At 62.7% G+C, this 17,383-nt stretch carries 24 protein-coding genes and 1 tRNA gene; 19 read left to right on the forward strand and 6 right to left on the reverse strand.

The genetic code is table 11. The features are described from left to right. The first annotated feature begins 532 nt into the window (after nt 1-532). The 12 genes from FJ424_RS10000 to FJ424_RS10050 all read left to right on the forward strand — a co-directional run bounded on the left by FJ424_RS10000 (nt 533) and on the right by FJ424_RS10050 (nt 6,146). Entirely contained in the window at nt 533-1,318 is a 786-nt protein-coding gene (locus FJ424_RS10000) for a hypothetical protein (protein WP_140651088.1), read from the forward strand. A 186-nt stretch (nt 1,319-1,504) separates the two neighbouring features. Then, nucleotides 1,505-1,738: a hypothetical protein gene (locus FJ424_RS10005; protein WP_140651090.1), complete on the forward strand. Its 234-nt coding sequence runs from the start codon at nt 1,505-1,507 to the stop codon at nt 1,736-1,738. Further along, entirely contained in the window at nt 1,735-2,160 is a 426-nt protein-coding gene (locus FJ424_RS10010) for a hypothetical protein (protein WP_140651093.1), read from the forward strand. The genes FJ424_RS10005 and FJ424_RS10010 overlap by 4 nt, the downstream gene beginning before the upstream one ends. A 71-nt stretch (nt 2,161-2,231) precedes the next feature. Next, the gene (locus FJ424_RS10015; protein ID WP_140651095.1) at nt 2,232-2,444 is read left to right on the forward strand and encodes a hypothetical protein; all 213 of its coding nucleotides are present in this window, start codon (nt 2,232-2,234) and stop codon (nt 2,442-2,444) included. Next, nucleotides 2,444-2,719 carry a hypothetical protein gene (locus tag FJ424_RS10020; RefSeq protein WP_140651098.1) on the forward strand — a complete coding sequence of 92 codons (276 nt, stop codon included), beginning with the start codon at nt 2,444-2,446 and terminating at the stop codon, nt 2,717-2,719. The genes FJ424_RS10015 and FJ424_RS10020 overlap by 1 nt, the downstream gene beginning before the upstream one ends. Nucleotides 2,720-2,823: 104 nt before the next feature. Then, nucleotides 2,824-2,988 (forward strand): hypothetical protein, encoded by a 165-nt coding sequence (locus FJ424_RS33570; RefSeq protein ID WP_181181961.1) that lies wholly within the window; start codon nt 2,824-2,826, stop codon nt 2,986-2,988. Between the two features lie 101 nt (nt 2,989-3,089). Then, nucleotides 3,090-3,536, forward strand: a complete 447-nt coding sequence (locus tag FJ424_RS10025; RefSeq protein ID WP_140651100.1) for a helix-turn-helix domain-containing protein — start codon at nt 3,090-3,092, stop codon at nt 3,534-3,536. 83 nt (nt 3,537-3,619) lie between these two features. After that, nucleotides 3,620-4,021 carry a hypothetical protein gene (locus tag FJ424_RS10030; protein ID WP_140651103.1) on the forward strand — a complete coding sequence of 134 codons (402 nt, stop codon included), beginning with the start codon at nt 3,620-3,622 and terminating at the stop codon, nt 4,019-4,021. 62 nt (nt 4,022-4,083) lie between these two features. Beyond that, nucleotides 4,084-4,449: a hypothetical protein gene (locus tag FJ424_RS10035; protein ID WP_140651106.1), complete on the forward strand. Its 366-nt coding sequence runs from the start codon at nt 4,084-4,086 to the stop codon at nt 4,447-4,449. Nucleotides 4,450-4,582: 133 nt separating this feature from the next. Then, nucleotides 4,583-4,963, forward strand: a complete 381-nt coding sequence (locus FJ424_RS10040) for a MarR family winged helix-turn-helix transcriptional regulator (protein WP_140651109.1) — start codon at nt 4,583-4,585, stop codon at nt 4,961-4,963. Nucleotides 4,964-4,965: 2 nt separating this feature from the next. Beyond that, nucleotides 4,966-6,018, forward strand: a complete 1,053-nt coding sequence (locus FJ424_RS10045; RefSeq protein WP_140651112.1) for a site-specific integrase — start codon at nt 4,966-4,968, stop codon at nt 6,016-6,018. 41 nt (nt 6,019-6,059) lie between these two features. Then, nucleotides 6,060-6,146: transfer RNA gene (locus FJ424_RS10050), tRNA-Leu, on the forward strand. A 130-nt stretch (nt 6,147-6,276) separates the two neighbouring features. Here FJ424_RS10050 and FJ424_RS10055 read toward each other — a convergent pair. Continuing rightward, complete coding sequence (locus tag FJ424_RS10055) at nt 6,277-6,855, reverse strand: NUDIX domain-containing protein (RefSeq protein ID WP_140651115.1); 579 nt, start codon at nt 6,853-6,855, stop codon at nt 6,277-6,279. Between the two features lie 169 nt (nt 6,856-7,024). Here FJ424_RS10055 and FJ424_RS10060 point away from each other — a divergent pair, with 169 nt between their 5' ends. From FJ424_RS10060 to FJ424_RS10070, 3 genes are all read left to right on the forward strand, one after another. Further along, on the forward strand, nt 7,025-8,128 hold the full coding sequence (locus FJ424_RS10060; RefSeq protein ID WP_140651118.1) for an NADH:flavin oxidoreductase/NADH oxidase: 1,104 nt from the start codon (nt 7,025-7,027) through the stop codon (nt 8,126-8,128). 310 nt (nt 8,129-8,438) lie between these two features. After that, nucleotides 8,439-8,717, forward strand: a complete 279-nt coding sequence (locus FJ424_RS10065; RefSeq protein WP_140646141.1) for a DUF982 domain-containing protein — start codon at nt 8,439-8,441, stop codon at nt 8,715-8,717. Nucleotides 8,718-8,742: 25 nt separating this feature from the next. Beyond that, nucleotides 8,743-8,982: a DUF2188 domain-containing protein gene (locus FJ424_RS10070; RefSeq protein ID WP_140651121.1), complete on the forward strand. Its 240-nt coding sequence runs from the start codon at nt 8,743-8,745 to the stop codon at nt 8,980-8,982. A gap of 68 nt (nt 8,983-9,050) precedes the next feature. Here FJ424_RS10070 and FJ424_RS10075 read toward each other — a convergent pair whose 3' ends face one another. From FJ424_RS10075 to FJ424_RS10080, 3 genes are all read right to left on the reverse strand, one after another. Further along, complete coding sequence (locus FJ424_RS10075; RefSeq protein ID WP_140651124.1) at nt 9,051-9,323, reverse strand: hypothetical protein; 273 nt, start codon at nt 9,321-9,323, stop codon at nt 9,051-9,053. A 181-nt stretch (nt 9,324-9,504) separates the two neighbouring features. Further along, on the reverse strand, nt 9,505-9,669 hold the full coding sequence (locus FJ424_RS33975) for a hypothetical protein (RefSeq protein WP_246677197.1): 165 nt from the start codon (nt 9,667-9,669) through the stop codon (nt 9,505-9,507). Continuing rightward, nucleotides 9,666-10,478, reverse strand: a complete 813-nt coding sequence (locus FJ424_RS10080) for an alpha/beta fold hydrolase (RefSeq protein WP_246677198.1) — start codon at nt 10,476-10,478, stop codon at nt 9,666-9,668. The genes FJ424_RS33975 and FJ424_RS10080 overlap by 4 nt, the downstream gene beginning before the upstream one ends. A gap of 130 nt (nt 10,479-10,608) precedes the next feature. On the opposite strand from FJ424_RS10080, the gene FJ424_RS10085 reads away from it, so the two are divergent. The 4 genes from FJ424_RS10085 to FJ424_RS10100 all read left to right on the forward strand — a co-directional run bounded on the left by FJ424_RS10085 (nt 10,609) and on the right by FJ424_RS10100 (nt 13,583). Next, the gene (locus FJ424_RS10085; RefSeq protein ID WP_140651127.1) at nt 10,609-11,349 is read left to right on the forward strand and encodes a competence/damage-inducible protein A; all 741 of its coding nucleotides are present in this window, start codon (nt 10,609-10,611) and stop codon (nt 11,347-11,349) included. A gap of 87 nt (nt 11,350-11,436) precedes the next feature. Beyond that, on the forward strand, nt 11,437-12,270 hold the full coding sequence (locus tag FJ424_RS10090) for a universal stress protein (RefSeq protein WP_140651130.1): 834 nt from the start codon (nt 11,437-11,439) through the stop codon (nt 12,268-12,270). Nucleotides 12,271-12,394: 124 nt separating this feature from the next. Beyond that, the gene (gene gpt / locus FJ424_RS10095) at nt 12,395-12,895 is read left to right on the forward strand and encodes a xanthine phosphoribosyltransferase (RefSeq protein WP_095765134.1); all 501 of its coding nucleotides are present in this window, start codon (nt 12,395-12,397) and stop codon (nt 12,893-12,895) included. A gap of 199 nt (nt 12,896-13,094) precedes the next feature. Continuing rightward, complete coding sequence (locus tag FJ424_RS10100) at nt 13,095-13,583, forward strand: NUDIX hydrolase (protein ID WP_140646146.1); 489 nt, start codon at nt 13,095-13,097, stop codon at nt 13,581-13,583. A 448-nt stretch (nt 13,584-14,031) separates the two neighbouring features. Here the strand turns inward: FJ424_RS10100 and FJ424_RS10105 are convergent, their stop codons facing one another. Together FJ424_RS10105 and FJ424_RS10110 are read right to left on the reverse strand one after the other, a co-directional pair. After that, on the reverse strand, nt 14,032-15,183 hold the full coding sequence (locus FJ424_RS10105) for a hypothetical protein (RefSeq protein WP_140651290.1): 1,152 nt from the start codon (nt 15,181-15,183) through the stop codon (nt 14,032-14,034). Between the two features lie 311 nt (nt 15,184-15,494). Beyond that, the gene (locus FJ424_RS10110; protein ID WP_140651133.1) at nt 15,495-17,300 is read right to left on the reverse strand and encodes an ABC transporter ATP-binding protein; all 1,806 of its coding nucleotides are present in this window, start codon (nt 17,298-17,300) and stop codon (nt 15,495-15,497) included. Nucleotides 17,301-17,383 lie beyond the last annotated feature (83 nt).

Raw genomic sequence — 17,383 nt, forward strand, 5'->3', positions numbered from 1 at the left:
CAGCATGTCTCGCCTTCATGGTCGTTTCGGTGGTCGTGATCCTATTTCGGAGCCCGCAATAGGTCCCCAAAAGCCTCCTAAAAGGGACCTAAAGGCCAAATCTAGCGATTTCTTCGAATTTTGTTTCGTAGTGATTTCAAAGGGTTAGCATGAAAATGCACCCTATCTGTCGTTTTTTCGATATCTCCGCTTGCGTATCTAATCCGGATATGAGACATATTGATCACCGAAGCGAAAGCGAAGGGGCCGGGGACACCACCTCGGCGCACGGCAAGGCCTCCGGGCCTTCGACCTTACAGCGGAAACAAAGGCCAGACCGGTGCGGAACCGGGAGGCGCGCATAACCGGGACGGTTGCGAGCAAAGAGCCTAGAGCGAAAGCAGAAGAGCTAGGTGGACAGCAACTGACGCAGTGGCAAGACCGAAAGGTTGAACCGGGCGGCGCGATAAGTGTGAGCTTATCCATCCTCTAAGGGACCTAGTCCGACAACGTAGGGGATTGACAAGCTCAAACCTCAAACGGGACCGCTACCATGTTCAAGTCCAAGACCATCCGCTCCGGTGGCAACGCCAAGACCATCAAGGGCGACAAGTTGGGCAACTACGAAACGGCCATCATGTACCTAGCGCCGGCCTCCCAGTCGCTGCTTGGCAACGTCTGCCCGATGGCACAACAAGCTGGCTGTGAAATGGGCTGCCTTTCGAAGGCTGGCCGCGCCGGCATGTTCTCCTCCATCGTCAACGCTCGCATCGCCAAGACGCAACGCTATTTCAGGGACCGCGCCACGTTCATGGCCGATCTGGTCAAGGATGTTGCCGCCTTCGTTCGCTACTGTGACAAGCGCGGCGTGAAACCAGCGGTTCGCCTGAATGGCACCTCTGACATCCAATGGGAGGTTGCGCACCCTTGCTACCGCGACGGCAGCCGCTTCGGGTCCATCTTCGAAGCCTTCCCAGAGGTGCAATTCTACGATTACACCAAGGTCTACAAGCGCGCCTATCGGTCGCTGCCGGCCAACTACCGCCTGACCCTGTCCTATTCGATGGCGAATGTCGGCTATGCTGACGCCATCCTGACCACGGCCCGCGAGACCGGCGCTAACGTGGCTGTGGTCTTCCGCACCAAGGCGCAGCGCGACGAATACACCACGCGCCCTGAGACGTTCTTTGCTGCGCAGTTGGGTGGCGCGTCCATCTGCCGCCCGGTCATCGACGGCGACGAAACCGACATGCGCTTCACTGACCCTTCCGGCGTCATCGTCGGGCTCTATGCCAAGGGTCCGGCCAAGCGCGACACCTCGGGCTTTGTCATCGGCTAACACCTCCTACAAGGGACTAGTTCCCTGAGCGCATCGGTTGGCTACCTCCAGGGCCAGCCGGTGCCGCTCGGGCAAACCATCGGAGACCCTTCATGCCCACCGAAACCCTACTCGCCGCCATCCTCTGGTCGACCCTGATCGGCGGCTGCGCGTGGTTCTTCATCAAGACCCTGAGGGAGCCCTGAAATGGCCCGCACCAAGCAACCGCGCACCTACTACACGCTGCTCATTCGGGCGGTCTATCCGACTGACCCTTGGGAGATCGCCTTCGGCTCCTACGACCGCGAGGATGTCGAGAGCGAGCGCGACGAGTACCGCGACAAGGGGTGGACCAAGCGGACCACCAAAATCATCACCACCACCGACCAACAGGCCGACATCAACCGCGCGGTCTTCGAGCTGAATGAGGCCGGCCAATGACCATCCCTGTCCGCGCAGGGTCAGTCGGTCCTGCCAGTGAGCCGGTGTGCGGTCCAACCGCCCTCGCCGTCATCGCTGGTGTTCCCTTCAGGGATGCCTTCGACAGCCTCCGCAAGGCTGGCAACTACGGGCCTAACTGGCGCGGCGCTGCCTACTTCCACCATGTCGTCAAGGCCGGTCGAGCGCTCGGCATCCGGTGGGGGAAGCCGACCGTGTTCCCGACGCGCCGCACCCTCGGGTTCCTTCGCTGGCACCGCGAGAAGGCCCGGCCAGGGACCACCTACCTCGTGATGGTCTCGCGCCACTTCTGCGTCTACCGCGACGGGTTCGTGGTCGACCAAACACACCGCGAGCCGGTGCCTGCCGAAGAGGCATGGTTCCGCCGCCGATACATGAGCGATTGCTTTGAGGTGGCCGCATGACCGGCCTCTTCCTGACGCTGCTCGCCGCCTTCGCCATCCTGATCCCCCTCTATTTCATCCTGAGGTGACCCATGACGACCTTCGTTTGCCAGAAGCTGGCCGAGCCCACCGACAAGGGCAACAAGTGGCTGCTCCACAACGAGCATCCAGACGGCAGCCGGACGCTGCTCGGCTTCCACAAGTCCCGGAAGGCCTGCCTGCTGGTCGCTCGCATCTTCGGCGGTCGCCGCAAGGTCGAGGTGCGCCACAAGGCCATCCGCCTGGACGCCTGGAGGGTCGCCTGATGCTCTTCAAGTCTCGCGTGTGGTTCCGCAACCGCGACGGCGATCTGCGCGGCCACGGTGATCTGCTGGACCCTGCCTATGAGGCCATGGGGGCGGTCGACGCTGCCCACAAGGCCCTGCACCGCGCGCCGGTCTTCGTCCGCAACAATGTGGTGTCGGTCGAGGTGATCGTGTGCGTCAAGCGCGAACGCAATTACCCGCCAGGGCGCGATCCCTACGACTACGGCGGCACCAAGGATTACCCGGCGCTCGCCCTCCTGGGAGAGCCCGCGTGACCCTTTGGCAATCCCTCCAGCTCGCCCTCGCCGGCTGGACCTTCATCTGCCTGTTCACCGCTTGGTGGCTGGTCAAAACCGAACCCGATACCTGAGGCAATCCCATGCACCACATCAACGAACAGTTCCTGACCGAAGGCAAGGCCCACGCCTGGATGCGCGACTACAGCGACAAGTTCCGCCCCTCCGTCTTCGGCACCCGGCTCACCAAGCGCCGCTCCCGCTGCGGCCAATATTGGGAGGTGGTCGGCAGCCGCTTTATCCACTGATCGTACAAGCTGTCGCGACAATTCGTCCAAATTGTACGATAGGAATTGAAACCTATCGCCCATTCGTTCTACAATTGTTCCACAAATCAATCGGAGACCACATGACCAAGCTCAGCATCGCCCTCGGCTCCATCGTCAACTTCAACGGCAGCCAGCGCGGCACCGTCGTCGGCCACTACGCCACCCTCTATCTCGTCCAATGCGATGACCTGGGAGCCGGCCACAACGGCTTCGGCTACAAGAACCTCGAACTGCTCGACGGCTTCGAGCCGGGCAAGCGCACCGACTGCTGGTACTTCCCGAAGGAGCGGCTGCAGCTCGTCTCAGCGCCGGCCAAGGAGCCGACCGCGCCCATGACCAAGTCGGTCCTCGATCTGCTGCGCCGCAAGGGTGCGATCACCTCGCTCGAAGCCCAGGGCGTCCTGCGCTGCCGCCAGTTGCCGGCCCGCGTCCTCGAACTGAAGCGCCTCGGCCACAAGATCGTCACCGAGATGAAGATCGACCCGACCGGCCAGAAGTACGCGCGATATCACCTCGAAGCCGCTTAACCATGAGTTGAGACGCCAGCAACCATCAGGGGTCGACATTAGTTATTGCTAACGCTGGACCCCGAACCGGAGGATCACAGTACATGCCAACTAATACGCCAAAGGAGAGGGCCAGACGTTGTATCCTGATCGAGATGATGCTCGACATTCAGGAAGCCATAAAGAACCTAGATCATAACACCGAGGTCAGCGTGGTTCTGATGGCGGTGCGGCTTGGCGACTACCAAGGCAGGCCGATGAATATCACGTCCCTGGCCGGCGCGACGAGCCTGCCGAGGACCACCGTGCTGAGGCACCTCAAGGTGCTTGAAGCGGCGCAACGGATTTCCATCAACAGGGGTGGCCAAAAAACCACAGTGACTCTGAATGGCAAGCCAGACACGCCCAAAACCGCCCCGTTCTATCGCCGCGTCGAGCGCGCTGTCTTGGAGGCCAGCCGCTCACTGTCCAAATTGGATACCAAAGCCGTAGACACGAAATCGTGAACCGCCTAGGAGCCCCCCGAAGGGGCGTACATACAGGCAACATCTCAGGGAATTGAGTAAAAATGGAAATAAAGAAAGTCGACGCGCTCCTCGGGGTCCTCAACCGTATTGCATTAGCTCTTGAGAATACCTGCATCGCCGCGCCGGGGGTCAGCGCGGAAGTACCGAACAACCCCTATGCCAGTCCCGACGTGCCTGAAGGGTTCGACACGGTGCTTGGTTACTTCTCGAAGAACATGCCGGGTGCCTTCGAGCTTATGGACGATCCGATCACCGGCACCCTGCGCGACGGACACTGGCTTACGCATCAGGCCAGCCGGCGCGGCATTGGGATCATCAAGGTCCCCGCGCCTGCCCCGCTCGTCGAGATGGGGATCAACGAACTGAACGCCTACCCGGTAGAACTGCTCGAAGAGCGCATCCGGTAAGCTGCCGCCAGGGAGGCGGATCACAAAGGGGCTGCGTAAGGCGGGGGCACGAGGAGGTGCCTCCGCTGTTGCAGTAGATGCGGACTTGGACTAACACCACCAACGTACCTATCACTGCGGAAGGAATTATCCAATGAACGCCACTGTCTCGCGAGGGGTCGAGAACAAGACGGCTCGCAAATTCATCGCCTTCATAGACGAGTTCAGGAAGCTGAACGCTGAAATGCAGGCCCAACAGATCAGCCTGTTCCTGCACATCGTTGCGCAGCCAGAGCTGACCATCAAAGAGTACGCTCAGCGCGCCGGCCTCGGCGATGGTGGGCCGATCTCCCGCAACATCGAAGCTCTGAGCGAGCAGCGCAAGCTGGTGGTCAAGGGCAAGGCCGAGATTGTTCCCGGCCATGGTCTGATCGAGACCTACGAGGACCCTCTGGATCGTCGCTACAAGCGCGTCAAGCCGACGCCTCGGGGCATCCGGGTCTACAACACACTCATCCAACTCCTAGGGAGCTAACCATGTCCGTCAAGCCGAGAGGCCGAGGGTTTCAGGTCGACGTCAAGCTCGGCGAGACCCGCTACCGGCCGGTCTTCGACACCGAGGCCGCTGCCAAGGCCTGGGAAGAGGACGCCCGCCACGCCCACAAGATGGGCCGCGCGATCCCTGAGCCTCCCACCACGGTCACCAAGGGCGGCGGCAGGGTCGACAGTCTTGCCGATTTGCTCGACATGGTGAAGGTCGATTGGGACCTCGACAGCAGCGCCAGCGCGGCCAAGATGTACCGCAACGGCCAGATGTTCCTCGAATGGTTCGGCGGCGCGCGGCACCCGTCCGAGGTTACCGAGATCACCATCGACGACTACGTCCAGCACCTCCGGGGTGAGTTGGGCAACTCGGGTGCCACCATCAACCGCAAGATGTCGCCCGTCCGCATGATGCTGAAGAAGGCTGTCAAGCGCGGCATGATCGCCAAGGTTGTGGAGACGCCCCTGTTCGACGAGAGCAAGGGCTCGCTCAACTGGCTCGACTTTGGCCAGGAGGACCCGCTCATTGGTCATCTGAACCACCATGCTCGGGCCGACCTCGTCGACCTCGTCATGTTCCTGATCGACACCGGGGCGCGCATCACCGAGACGTTGAACGTCGAGTGGCGCACGATCCGCCCTACTGTGGTGGTCTTCGAGAACCGCAAGAACGGCAACATGATGGGTGTCCCGCTGACGAAGCGCGCCCAGGCTGCCCTCCAGCGCCGCCGCTCGGCCTGCACGAACCCCGAGGGTCCCTTCAAGGACATCAACGCGGATCAGGCTCGCCGGCTGCTCATGGAAATCTACAAGAAGCTCGGCGGCGACTACGCCAGGATAACTCAGCCGTTCCACGTCTTCCGCCACTCGTGCGCAAGCCGGATGGCGACCCGTGGTGTCGACGCCAAGCGCATCAAAGAGTGGATGGATCATGCCTCGTTCGTGACCACCGAGCGGTACATGAAGCTGGCACCCTCGGCCCTCGAACTGGCTGCCTCGGCGCTGGAACCAGAGGGGATGCATCCGACCTTGAAAGTGGTCGCTTGAACTTGTGACATGGGCTGTGACATACGGTGTCACGGTGACATGCGAGCGTGGCGAAACTGGTAAACGCACAGGACTTAAAATCCTGCGTCTTCAACGACTTGCGGGTTCGAAGCCCGCCGCTCGCACCACACCGAGGGGACTTAAAATCCCTCGATCTCTGATCGTACGGGTTCGATTCCCGTCGTCCGCACCACCCCTCGCTCTTCGAGCTTCGGGTGGCAGGCCACCGAACGCCGAAGCATCGCAGCCGAGACAGTCTCAAATCTTGATCGGATTGAGCTTCAAATGCTGGATCAGGATGATCGTCTTGGCATCGACGATGCGGCCGTCGGCGATGCCGGCCAGCGCCTCGTCCAATGGCATTTCCAGAACCTCGATGTCCTCGCCTTCCTCCGGTGAGCCGCCGCCGTCAGAAATGCGGTCGGCCGGCGAATAGCGCGCGGTGAAGAACCAGAGCCGTTCCGTCACGCTGCCCGGGCTCATGAACGGCGAAAACAGCCGCTCGACATCCTTCAGGTGGTAACCCAGCTCCTCCTCCGCTTCCCTGCGGATGGCGGTTTCGGGATCGTTTTCGTCAAGCAAGCCGGCGCAGGCCTCGATCAGCGGCTCGCGATGGCCCACGGCGTAAGCCGGGAACCGGAACTGCCGCACCAGGAGCACGGTCGAGCGTTGCGGATCGAAGGGCAGGATCACCGCGCCGTCGCCGCGATCGTAGGTCTGGCGGGTCTGTGTCTCCCATCGCCCGTCGCGGCGGCGATAGTCGAGCACTGTCTTCTTCAGCACCGCCCAGTCGTCCGAAAGGACCTCCTCGGAACGGATGCGAACGCGATCTTCCATGGCGACCTCCGTATTCGCGGCAAAGGGGTAACGATGAAAGGTGACGCACGCAATCCAGGAAACCGATTGGCCTCGAAACCGACTGGTCCAGCGGGCGTTTCACCGGCTCGTGTCTGGCGCGACGCGCCGCGACTGCCTAGATAGCGGTATCTTCCCAGGAGCCCGTTTCATGACGTCATCGCTTTTCCAGCCGATCACCCTCGGCGGCCTCACCTTCTCCAACCGCATCGCGGTCGCCCCCATGTGCCAGTATTCGGCCGAGGACGGCTCGGCCAGCGACTGGCATCTCTATCATTGGATGAACCTGGCAATGTCGGGCGCGGGCATGGTTACCGTCGAGATGACCGATGTCGAGCGGCGCGGACGCATCTCGCACGGCTGCCTCGGGCTTTATTCCGACGACAACGAGGCGGCCGCCAAGCGCACGCTCGACGCCGCCAGGCGCGTCGCCGCGCCGGGCACGAAATTCGGCGTCCAGCTTGCCCATGCCGGCCGCAAGGCCTCCAACCGCAAACCTTGGGAAGGTGGCGGTCCGCTGCAGCCTGGCGAAGACCCCTGGCAGACGGTTTCGGCCTCCGCCATCGCCTATGACACGGGCTGGAATGTGCCGCATGCGCTGGAGGATGACGAGATCCTGGAACTCATTGCCCGTTTTGCGCAGTCGGCGGTGCGCGCCGAACGCGCCGGCTTCGACTTTGCCGAACTGCACGCCGCGCATGGCTATCTGATCTTCCAGTTCCTCTCGCCGCTCTCCAATCAGCGGACGGACCGCTGGGGCGGGTCGCTGGAAAACCGCATGCGCTTCGTTCTCGAAATCGCAAGGGCGGTGAGGAAGGCCGCCCCGTCCATGATGCTGGGGGCGCGCCTTTCGGTGAAGGAATGGGTCGCAGGCGGTTTCGACGTCGAGGACGCGATCGAGGTGGCCAAGGCGCTGAAGGCCGAGGGCGTCGCCTATTTGTGCTGCTCCAGCGGCGGCAATTCGCCCCTGCAGCAGGTGCCGCCCGGCCCCGGCTACCAGGTGCATCTGGCGGAAGCCGTGCGCAAGGGCGCCGGCATCCCGACGCGCGCCGTGGGACTGATCGACGACCCGAGCCAGGCCGAGGCGATCGTTGCCGACGGTCATGCCGACATGGTGGCGCTGGCGCGTGCATTCCTCGCCGACCCGCGCTGGGGCTGGCGCGCGGCGGCGGCCTTCGGCGAGGAAATCCATCCGGCGCCGCAACTGGCGCGCTCGGTGACGACGATGCGGCATTGGATGAAGGCCGCCGGCTAGGGTGTGTTGAGATTCAGGTCAGGCCGAGCCGAGAACGCTGGTTTCCGAGAACCGGAGCGGAGCGTACCTAAAGTACGTGAGCACCGGAGCGCAGGAAACCATCATTCGCAGGCCGGCATCACCTGAATGTCAACGCAGCCTAGAGCAATTCCAAGAAAAAGTGTGACACGGTCAGGCTCGGCGGCTTCGCCGTGACCTTCCGTCCGGAATTGCGTCAAAACAAAACCGGAAATCGGCAGGGTCCTGAGACGTTTGGGCGCAGGATCCTCGTCACAACTGCAACCAATTTGGCCGCTTTACGTTGGCGGCCATGATGGACAACAAACCCTTTGAAAAGCCGGTGGTGGTCGAACTCGGCCATGTCGGCAAATACCGCCATATAAGCAGCACCCGCGAGGCCGCCGAGTGCCTGATGACCGTTTGGCCGCTCAATCGCGGCGATCGCCATCGTGATGCTCTCGACACTTGCCTCAAAGCGCTAGAAGGTTATCGTTCGACAGCGGACGCACGTCGCGCCCTCGTCGAGGCCGCCAGGGAATCGGAAGTTCTGGTTCCCGACGACAGGCTGCCCGACGGAAAGCTGCACTGAGCATGCTTCTTAACCGGAGGATTCCATGGCGAAGCTGACTTACAAGATCGTCGAGCATGATGGCGGCTGGGCCTACAAGGTCGGCTCAACGTTTTCCGAGACTTTCCGCACGCACCAGGATGCGCTGCGCGCCGCCGAGATCGCCTCGTCCGAGCAGCAGGTTGCCGGTACCACCGACGGCATCCAATATGAGGACGCCGAAGGCACGTGGCATGACGAGCTTGCCGACGGCCGCGACCGGCCGCAGACCGAAGTCTCCGACTAAGAATTGGAACCGCCCCGCGACCGGCGAAGCCGTAAGGCCTCAGACCGGCCGCCGGTGGCTATGCGGCGCTACTTTCCGCAATAATGGTCGTTGACGTTCTGTTGCGAGTTGGCATCCGGACCGGGTGTGGTGTCGGCGCATGGCCCGATAGCACCGGTACTCCCGTAGGTGGCCAGCCCGGAGCTTCCGTTGATGCTGCCTGTGGTATAGGGATCCACCTGCTCGCTCACGTCGGGACGATGGTCGCGGTGCCACCACCACCAGTCATCTGATGACTGCGCCATGGCCGCACCACCCATGGCCAGCACCAACGCCGAAGCTGCAATAAGTCTTGTAAGCATCGGATTTCTCCATTCTCTTGATCGCAAAATTCGTGGGACCGTAGCCCCACAGCGACAAAAACGAAACCCTGGGTTGGGTGGGAAGGTTCCCCTGGAAATTCCGGGTGGGACAGAATGTCCGACACTTTTGCGTGACGCCGCGTGAAGAGTTGCAAGGCTTTGCCGTAGCCGCCGGCCGAAATCAATCCACCTTGGCGAAGGCGCGCTCGGCGACACGCTGAATAAAGCCGACGACCCGTTCGGGGTCCGCAAATTGCGGCATGTGGCCGAGACCTTCGACCCGTTCGAAGTCGAGGCCCCCGATCTTGTCCAGCATCGGTTCGCCATGCACGGCCTCGGCGATCACCCGGTCGCCGGTGCCGAACAGAATGCCTGCCGGTATCGCTTGTCGCGGTAACGCTTTTCGATCTGGCCAAGGTCCCGCTCCACGGCCACGACGTCAGTGGATGTGGCGAAATAGTGGGACGGACGCAAGCCGAGCCATCCGCCGCCGCCGATCATGTAGTCCACGGGAACCGCTTGCGGCGCGAAAATGAACCGCAGCGTCGGCTGCGCGTAGCGAAGGCTGAGCGGTATCGCCACCGTATGGGCCAGGGCGCGGCGCAGCAGCCGGGACGGAATATAGAGCAGGTCAAATCCCTGACGACCCGTCGCTTCCAGATGCGTCAGCGGCGAGAGCAGCGCAATGCCGGAAATCGCTGTCGGATGCCCGGTCGCAAGCGCAAGCGCGATGGCTCCGCCGAGCGAATGGCCGACGACCAAAGGCCGCTCCAGGCGTAATTCCTCGATGAAGCACCGCACGATGTCCGCCTGCTCGGGCAGCCGGCCGGTGGCGCCGCTTGCCCGAACCGAATAGCCCGAGCCCGGCCGGTCGAGCGCGATCAGCCGGTAGCCGGCGCCGAAGCGCCCGAACAGCGTGTGGCGGAAATGGTGGAGTTGGGCGCCGAGCCCGTGCACAAAGACGATCGGCCTGCCGTCGCCCTCTTCCACATAGTGGACGCGGTTGCCGTCGATCTCGACGAATTTCCCGCAAGCCGGCACCAGTCTTTCGGCCTTTGCCGCGATCCGCCAGGTCGCAACCATCAGGGCAAGCACGATGATGGCCACCGCAACGAGCAAGCCGGCAACCAGCCACGAGACAACCGTTATCAGCATGCTTTCACCCCAGGCCGACCGACCGCACCATATCCGCAACGGCCGCCGCCACAAGCGGATATCCGGCTTTCACATTGCGGCCGACCGCCGGCCGCGTTATCTCAGGCGACCTTTTGCGCCGGAGCCCGCCATGCCTGAAATCGTCACCGCCGCCATGCTCGTCATCGGCGACGAAATCCTCTCCGGCCGGACCAAGGACAAGAACATCGGCCACCTCGCCGACATCATGACCGCGATCGGCATCGACCTGAAGGAAGTGCGCATCGTCCCCGACGAGGAGGACGAGATCGTTGCCGCGGTGAATGCCGTGCGCGCCCGCTATACCTATGTCTTTACGACCGGCGGCATCGGCCCGACGCATGACGATATCACCGCCGACTCCATCGCCAAGGCCTTCGGCGTGCCCTGCGAATACGACGCCAAGGCCTACGCGCTGCTCGAGGCAAGCTATGCCGGGCGCGGCATCGAATTCACCGAAGCGCGCAAGCGCATGGCGCGCATGCCGCGCGGTGCCGACCACATCGACAATCCGGTCTCCGTCGCGCCGGGCTTCCGCATCGGCAATGTCCATGTCATGGCCGGCGTGCCGTCGATCTTCCAGGCCATGCTCGACAATGTGGTGCCGACGCTCAAGGCCGGCACAAAAATGCTGTCGGCGACCGTGCATTGCCCGTTCGGCGAAGGCCTGATCGGCGGGCCGCTGGCCGATATCCAAAAAGCGCATCCCGACACCATCATCGGCTCGTACCCCAAATATGGCGACGGCAAGTTCTGGACCGAGCTCGTCGTCCGCGCCCGCAGCGAGGAAGCCCTCGAGGCTGCCCGCAAGGACGTCGAGGCGATGGTGGCGAGGTTCGCCGAGGCGGGCTGACCCGGCGGTTCGGCTGGAACCAGTCAACGCGCTGAGGCGTTCCTTTTGCCGCGCGGATGCGCAGGCAAGACAATTGAGGGACCGGTCATGCGCTTCAAGACAATCGTCGCCATTTTGCAGAACGAACAGGACGCCGAGCGCGTGCTCGATTGCGCCATTCCGCTTGCCGACAGGTTCGAGAGCCACCTCGTCGGCATCCATGCCGAGGCGCTTCCCGTGCCCTACACGTCGGCCACCGGCTTCCCGGATACCGAATTCCTGCAGGTCTCGGCCGAGATGAACAAGGAACGCGCCGACAAGTTGCAGGCCTATTTCCTGCAGCGGATCGAGGAATCCGGCCTGTCCTTCGAATGGCGAAGCCTGGAGAGCTTCTCCGGCGACAGCGCGCTGACCGGCATATCGAGCGTGCGCGCCGCCGATCTGATCATCGCCGCGCAGCGCGATGCCGGCGGCGACCCGAGCGCCGACGTCGACACGCTGGTCTACGACGCCGGCCGGCCGGTGCTGGTCGTGCCCCATGGCGGACCGCTGGTCACCACCTTCAGACGTGTGCTGCTTGCCTGGAACGGCAGCAAGGAAGCGGCTCGCGCTGCGTTCGATGCCCTGCCCTTCATCGCCGAGGCCGACAAGACCGACATTCTCGTCATCGATCCGCCGGAGACGCTGGATGAATCTCCGGAAGCCGCCGGCGCCGAGATCGCCGCGGCGCTGTCTCGCCACGGCGCCAATGTCAGCGTCTGCGTGCAGAAATCCGGCGGCACTTCGGTCGACGACATGATTCAGGCCAGGATTGCAGAATCCGGAGCCGATCTTCTGGTGCTAGGCGCATACAGTCACTCCTGGCTGCGCCAGCTTCTGTTCGGCGGTGTCACCCGCACGGTGCTACGCACCACGAACGTGGCGGCTTTCCTGTCGCGTTAGGGTGTATTTCCTGAGTCCACAGCCATCGCCGGCCTTGCCCTTGCCAAGCCTGGCGCTTTCCGGCTAATTCCGCCTGCATTCCAGTGTTTCTGCGCGCCACCGCGCGCCTTGCGGAGTGCGAACCATGTCCCTTCCCGAAAAAGCCTTTCCCGTCTCCTGGGACCAGTTCCACCGCGATGCCCGCGCGCTTTCCTGGCGGCTGTCCGGCGCCAACAAGGGACAGTGGAAAGCAATCGTCTGCATCACCCGCGGCGGCCTAGTGCCCGCGGCCATCATCGCGCGCGAGCTCGGCATCCGCGTCATCGAGACCGTGTGCGTCGCCTCCTATCATGACTATACCAGCCAGGGTCAGCTGCAGGTCCTCAAGGAGATTTCGCCGCCGTTGCTCGCCGATGACGGGGCCGGCGTGCTCATCATCGACGACCTGACCGATACAGGCAAGACAGCCGGTATCGTGCGCGCCATGATGCCCAAGGCGCATTTCGCCACCGTCTATGCCAAGCCGAAGGGCCGGCCGCTGGTCGACACGTTCGTCACCGAGGTCAGCCAGGACACCTGGATCTACTTTCCCTGGGACATGGGCTTCACTTATCAGAAGCCGATCGCGGACGATCACGCCGGCTGAACGGCCATCATATTTTCCAGAGAATCTGCCTCAAACGGCGTCGCGTAGTCGAGTTGACGGGCACGACTACTTTGCGAGACTGACTTTTTCTGGTGGGGTTTTCCGGTGGAGTGAAGTTTTTTACTTTTAAAGCCCACAATTCGCCCTAAGATTCGTAAGGTGGCAAAACGATTCTGGAGGCTTGGGGCAGCTTCTTACCATGTTGACGAGGCCAACGACGCACAACCAGATGGCCGAAAGAGTCCGGCGGCTCTTCGGCGTCGCGCCTTGTCGCCTGCAGGTTGCCGCCTTGCCGTGGCGCGAGGGCGAGAACGGCGTCGAGATCATGCTGATCACCAGCCGCGACACCGGGCGCTGGGTGCTGCCCAAGGGCTGGCCGGAGGCCAGGGAGCCGCTTTGCGAGGCGGCTGCCCGTGAAGCAGGCGAGGAAGCCGGGTTGCGCGGCAAGGTATCGCATCTTGAAGCCGGCCGCTATTTCTATGCCAAGGTCCTCGCCTCCGGCGAGGAAGTGCCTTGCGAGGTCCTGGTCTTTCCGCTGCATGTCGACCGTGTCGCGGATCGCTGGAAAGAGAAGCGCGCACGAACGCGCAAATGGGTTGGCCCGAACGAAGCCGTCCGCATGGTCAACGAACCCGACCTTTGCCAAATCATCGCCAGCTTCTGCGCCGCGCCGCGCAAATTCGCCTGATTCAAAGCAATTTCAGGAAAAGTGTGAAGCGGCTAGTTCCCCGACACAGGGATTTTGAAGGGCTGTCGTTGCCTTGTGCAGGATTTCAGCGCAAACGCCGGGGATTGTCGAAGCCGCCCCAACCTCGTCATTCTATGGCGGAGCAAGGAGCGAAGCGACGCGGCGCAGACCATAGAATCCATTCCGTTACGCTGACGCGCTGCTGACGGTGCAGAATTCTGCTCCGCTGCAACCTTCGGCGAAGGTAACGGCATGGATTCCAGGGTCTTCGCGACGGAGCTTCGCTCCTGCTTCGCCCTGGAATGACGATCGCGACGGGCGTTTAGGCCAATCTCCAACGCATGCCCCTGCCAAACGCAAACAGAGCCGACGGGTCAAAATCCCTCTTCTGGGGAACTAACTTCGCCGTGGCCTTCCATCCGGAATGGCGTCAGATCGGAAAAATCCATCAGACGCGGCCGAAATCATCGGAACTGAGCCGGGTCCAACGATCGCCCATCAATCCGCCGATGAAGATGTCGCCGGAGCGGACCGCTTCCGCGACCTCGGCAATGCGCGAGCGGACCATCGTTCCGCCGGCATAGCGGAAGAACACATGCTGGTGGCCGAAGAGCTGCGGCATGAATCGGCTCTGGGACTGCCCGGCAATGCCCACGCAACCCATATCCCGCGCCGCCGCGATGAGAGCATCCAGCGTCGCGCCCCAGTGGGATCCGGATGCCTGGATTTGCAGCAGGTTCGCGACGCCGCCGGCTTGGCCATAAAAAGCGTAGCAGCCCAGCATCTTGCCCGTTTCGTCGTAGGTCCCGCCGAAATGGAGTGGCCCGTCGGCTCGTTTCTCGGCCGCCAGCGCAAGCAGCCGCGGCAACTCGCCCTCCTTCCAACTCGGGCGCAGGGAGAAATCGGTCATGAGGATTGGCAGTCGCTCCGCAAATCGGACCGCATCGATCGGCTCCCGGTGGATCCGTTGGGAAGACGAGTGCTGGGCCGATGGCTCGAACCTTCTTCTTGCAAGAGCGTCGAATGCTCTCACGCAGGGATCGAGCGCAAGGCGGGGCAGCCCAGGCCATCTACGGCGCAGCGCGGCGGCGGCCATGGCGCCCGGCTGGAAAACACAGGTCCATTCCAGGCAGTGCACCGGCAGGAGCTGATACTTCATCGGACGCGCGAAGGCCAAGGACGTGCGATTGGCGGAGTCGGTCAGGTAGAGATCGAATTCGCCTTGATGCAAGGTACGCAGCAATTGCGGCCCGGCCCAACCGTGATCGGTATTTGAGTCGGTCATGAAGGGACCGATGATGGCCGCGTTCAATGCGCTTCCGTTGAGCTCGTAGCGGGCTTTCAGAACGCCCATGAAGCCACCTAGGCGGCCCTGCGGATCGATCTGGACAAGAGCCTTGCTCTCATCCCCATCAAGGTAAAGCTCCCTCATGTAGTCGGCCGTCTGCGCGATCGCGCGATCGCGCTGGAGGCGACGATGGCGGAACTTCATCAGGAATAGCGCGGCGACGTGCTCGAGATCCCCGGCGGCCAAAGGCCGAACCGAGCCATGCTGGGATTCCAGCGTCGACGGCGCGGCCACCTGTCCCGGGCCGGTCATGCTTCCCAAAGAAAATCTCCGTTCAACCGGCATTCCTACAGAAACAAAAAATCCTGGAGGCCAGCGCCTATCGCATCCGATTTGCTTTTCTGTAAATATACGACAAATGTTGCTTCAAAAAGCGCGAGACGATCAAATTTAAGAGAGCAACTACTAAAATATTCAATGTATAGAAAGAAAATTGAATAGAACATTATGCAGCCATATCCGCATAACGTGAAGGCGGTTGTAACAGTCGAGTTGGCAGGCGGATCGCTCCGAAGACGATGCTCCGGCTGCGCCCGGCCGGGGCCGGGCGCAGTCCCCTTTCCTCAGGCCACGAGGCCCTTGGTCAATTCGAGCGCCTGACGCTCGAACAGCCGCCGGTAGATGCCGCCGTTCAGCCGGATCAGGTCGTCATGCGAACCTTCCTCGGCGATACGCCCGCGATCGAAGACCAGCAGCCGGTCGAGCGCCCGCACCGTCGAGAGCCGGTGCGCGATCACCAGGGTCGTGCGCCCGATCATCAACCGCTCCATCGCCCTCTGGATCAGCACTTCCGATTCCGAATCCAGGCTCGACGTCGCCTCGTCCAGGATCAGGATGCGCGCGTCGGCCAGAAAGGCGCGGGCGATCGCCACGCGCTGACGCTCGCCGCCCGACAATTTCACGCCACGTTCGCCGACCAGGGTTCCATAGCCCTTGGGCAGGCTTGTGATGAAATCATGCGCGCTGGCGAGTTTGGCCGCATGCTCGATCTCGGCCTGGCTGGCGCCGGGCCTGGCATAGGCGATGTTCTCGGCAAGCGAGCGGTGGAACAGGATCGGCTCCTGCTGGACGATGGCGATCTGGCTGCGCAGCGACGCCTGCTCGACCTGCGAGATATCCTGGCCGTCGATCAGAATCTGCCCGGCATTCACGTCATAAAGCCGCTGGATCAGCTTGACGAAGGTCGTCTTGCCCGAGCCCGAATGCCCGACCAGTCCCACACGCTCGCCGGCCCCGATATCGACCGAGAAATCGCGATAGAGCGGCAGAAGGTGACTGCCGTAGTGGAACGTCACTTTGTCGAAGGCGATGTGCCCATCGGTGATCCGGATCGGCTGAGAACCGGGGCGGTCCTCGATGCCGAGCGGCTCGGACTGGAAGTCGACCAGTTCCTCCATGTCGTTGATCGAGCGCTGCAGGTTGCGGATATGCGTGCCGATGTCGCGCAGATAGCCCTGCAGCACGAAGAACGAGGTCAGCACGAAGGCGACGTCGCCGGCGCTTGCCTGGCCCCAGGCCCACAACATGAGAGCAAGACCGATCACCGCCGCACGCATCAGGAGCAGCAGCGCCCCTTGCGTGGTGCCGTTGGCGGTGCCGCGCATCCAGGTGCGTCCGGTGCGCAGGCGCCATTTGGCGACGACGCGCGCCAGCCGCGCTTCCTCGCGCGCCTCCGCGCCGAAGCCCTTGACGACGGCATTGCAGCTCACCGCGTCAGCCAGCGAGCCGCCCAGCCGCGTGTCCCAGCTGTTGGCGAGCCGCGCGGCAGGCGCGACATAGCCGAGTGACAGCATCGCCGTGACCGCGATGAACAGCACCGAACCGGCGGCCACCACAGCCCCCATCAGCGGCCAGAACCAGCCGAGCAGCAGCGTCGAACCGACGAGCATGACGACCGACGGCAGAAGCGCGATCAGGATCGTGTCGTTGAGCAGGTCCAGCGCCCACATGCCGCGCGTTATCTTGCGCACCGTCGATCCGGCAAAGCTGTTGGCGTGCCAATCCGTCGAGAAGCGCTGCACCCGATGGAAGGCATCGGCGGCAATGTCCGACATCATCTTCAGCGTCAGCTCGACGATCCACAGGAAGGCGGCGTTGCGCAGCACGACGCCTGCCAGCGCCAGCACCATCAGGGTCGAGAACGCCGTCATCGCCGCATTCCAGGCGACTGCGTCGGTTCCGGCGCCGCTGGCCACCGCATCGACCAGGCGGCCTGAATAAAAGGGTGTCAGCACGTCGGCGAGCGTCGAGAGCAGGAAGGCGCCCATGATGAGCGAAAGCCGCCACGGCTGGTGGCGCCAGTGACTGAACGTAAAACCAAGCACACTGCGAAAGGCGCTCGCGCGCAGATCGATCTTGAAACGAGCCATGATGTCATCCAGGCGCAAACGAGCCCGGTCCCGGTAAAATCAAATTGGAAAACCCGCGTCCGCGCGTTGCGTCTCTGAAAGCG

The sequence above is a fragment of the Mesorhizobium sp. B3-1-8 genome, assembly GCF_006439495.1.
GTDB lineage: Bacteria > Pseudomonadota > Alphaproteobacteria > Rhizobiales > Rhizobiaceae > Mesorhizobium.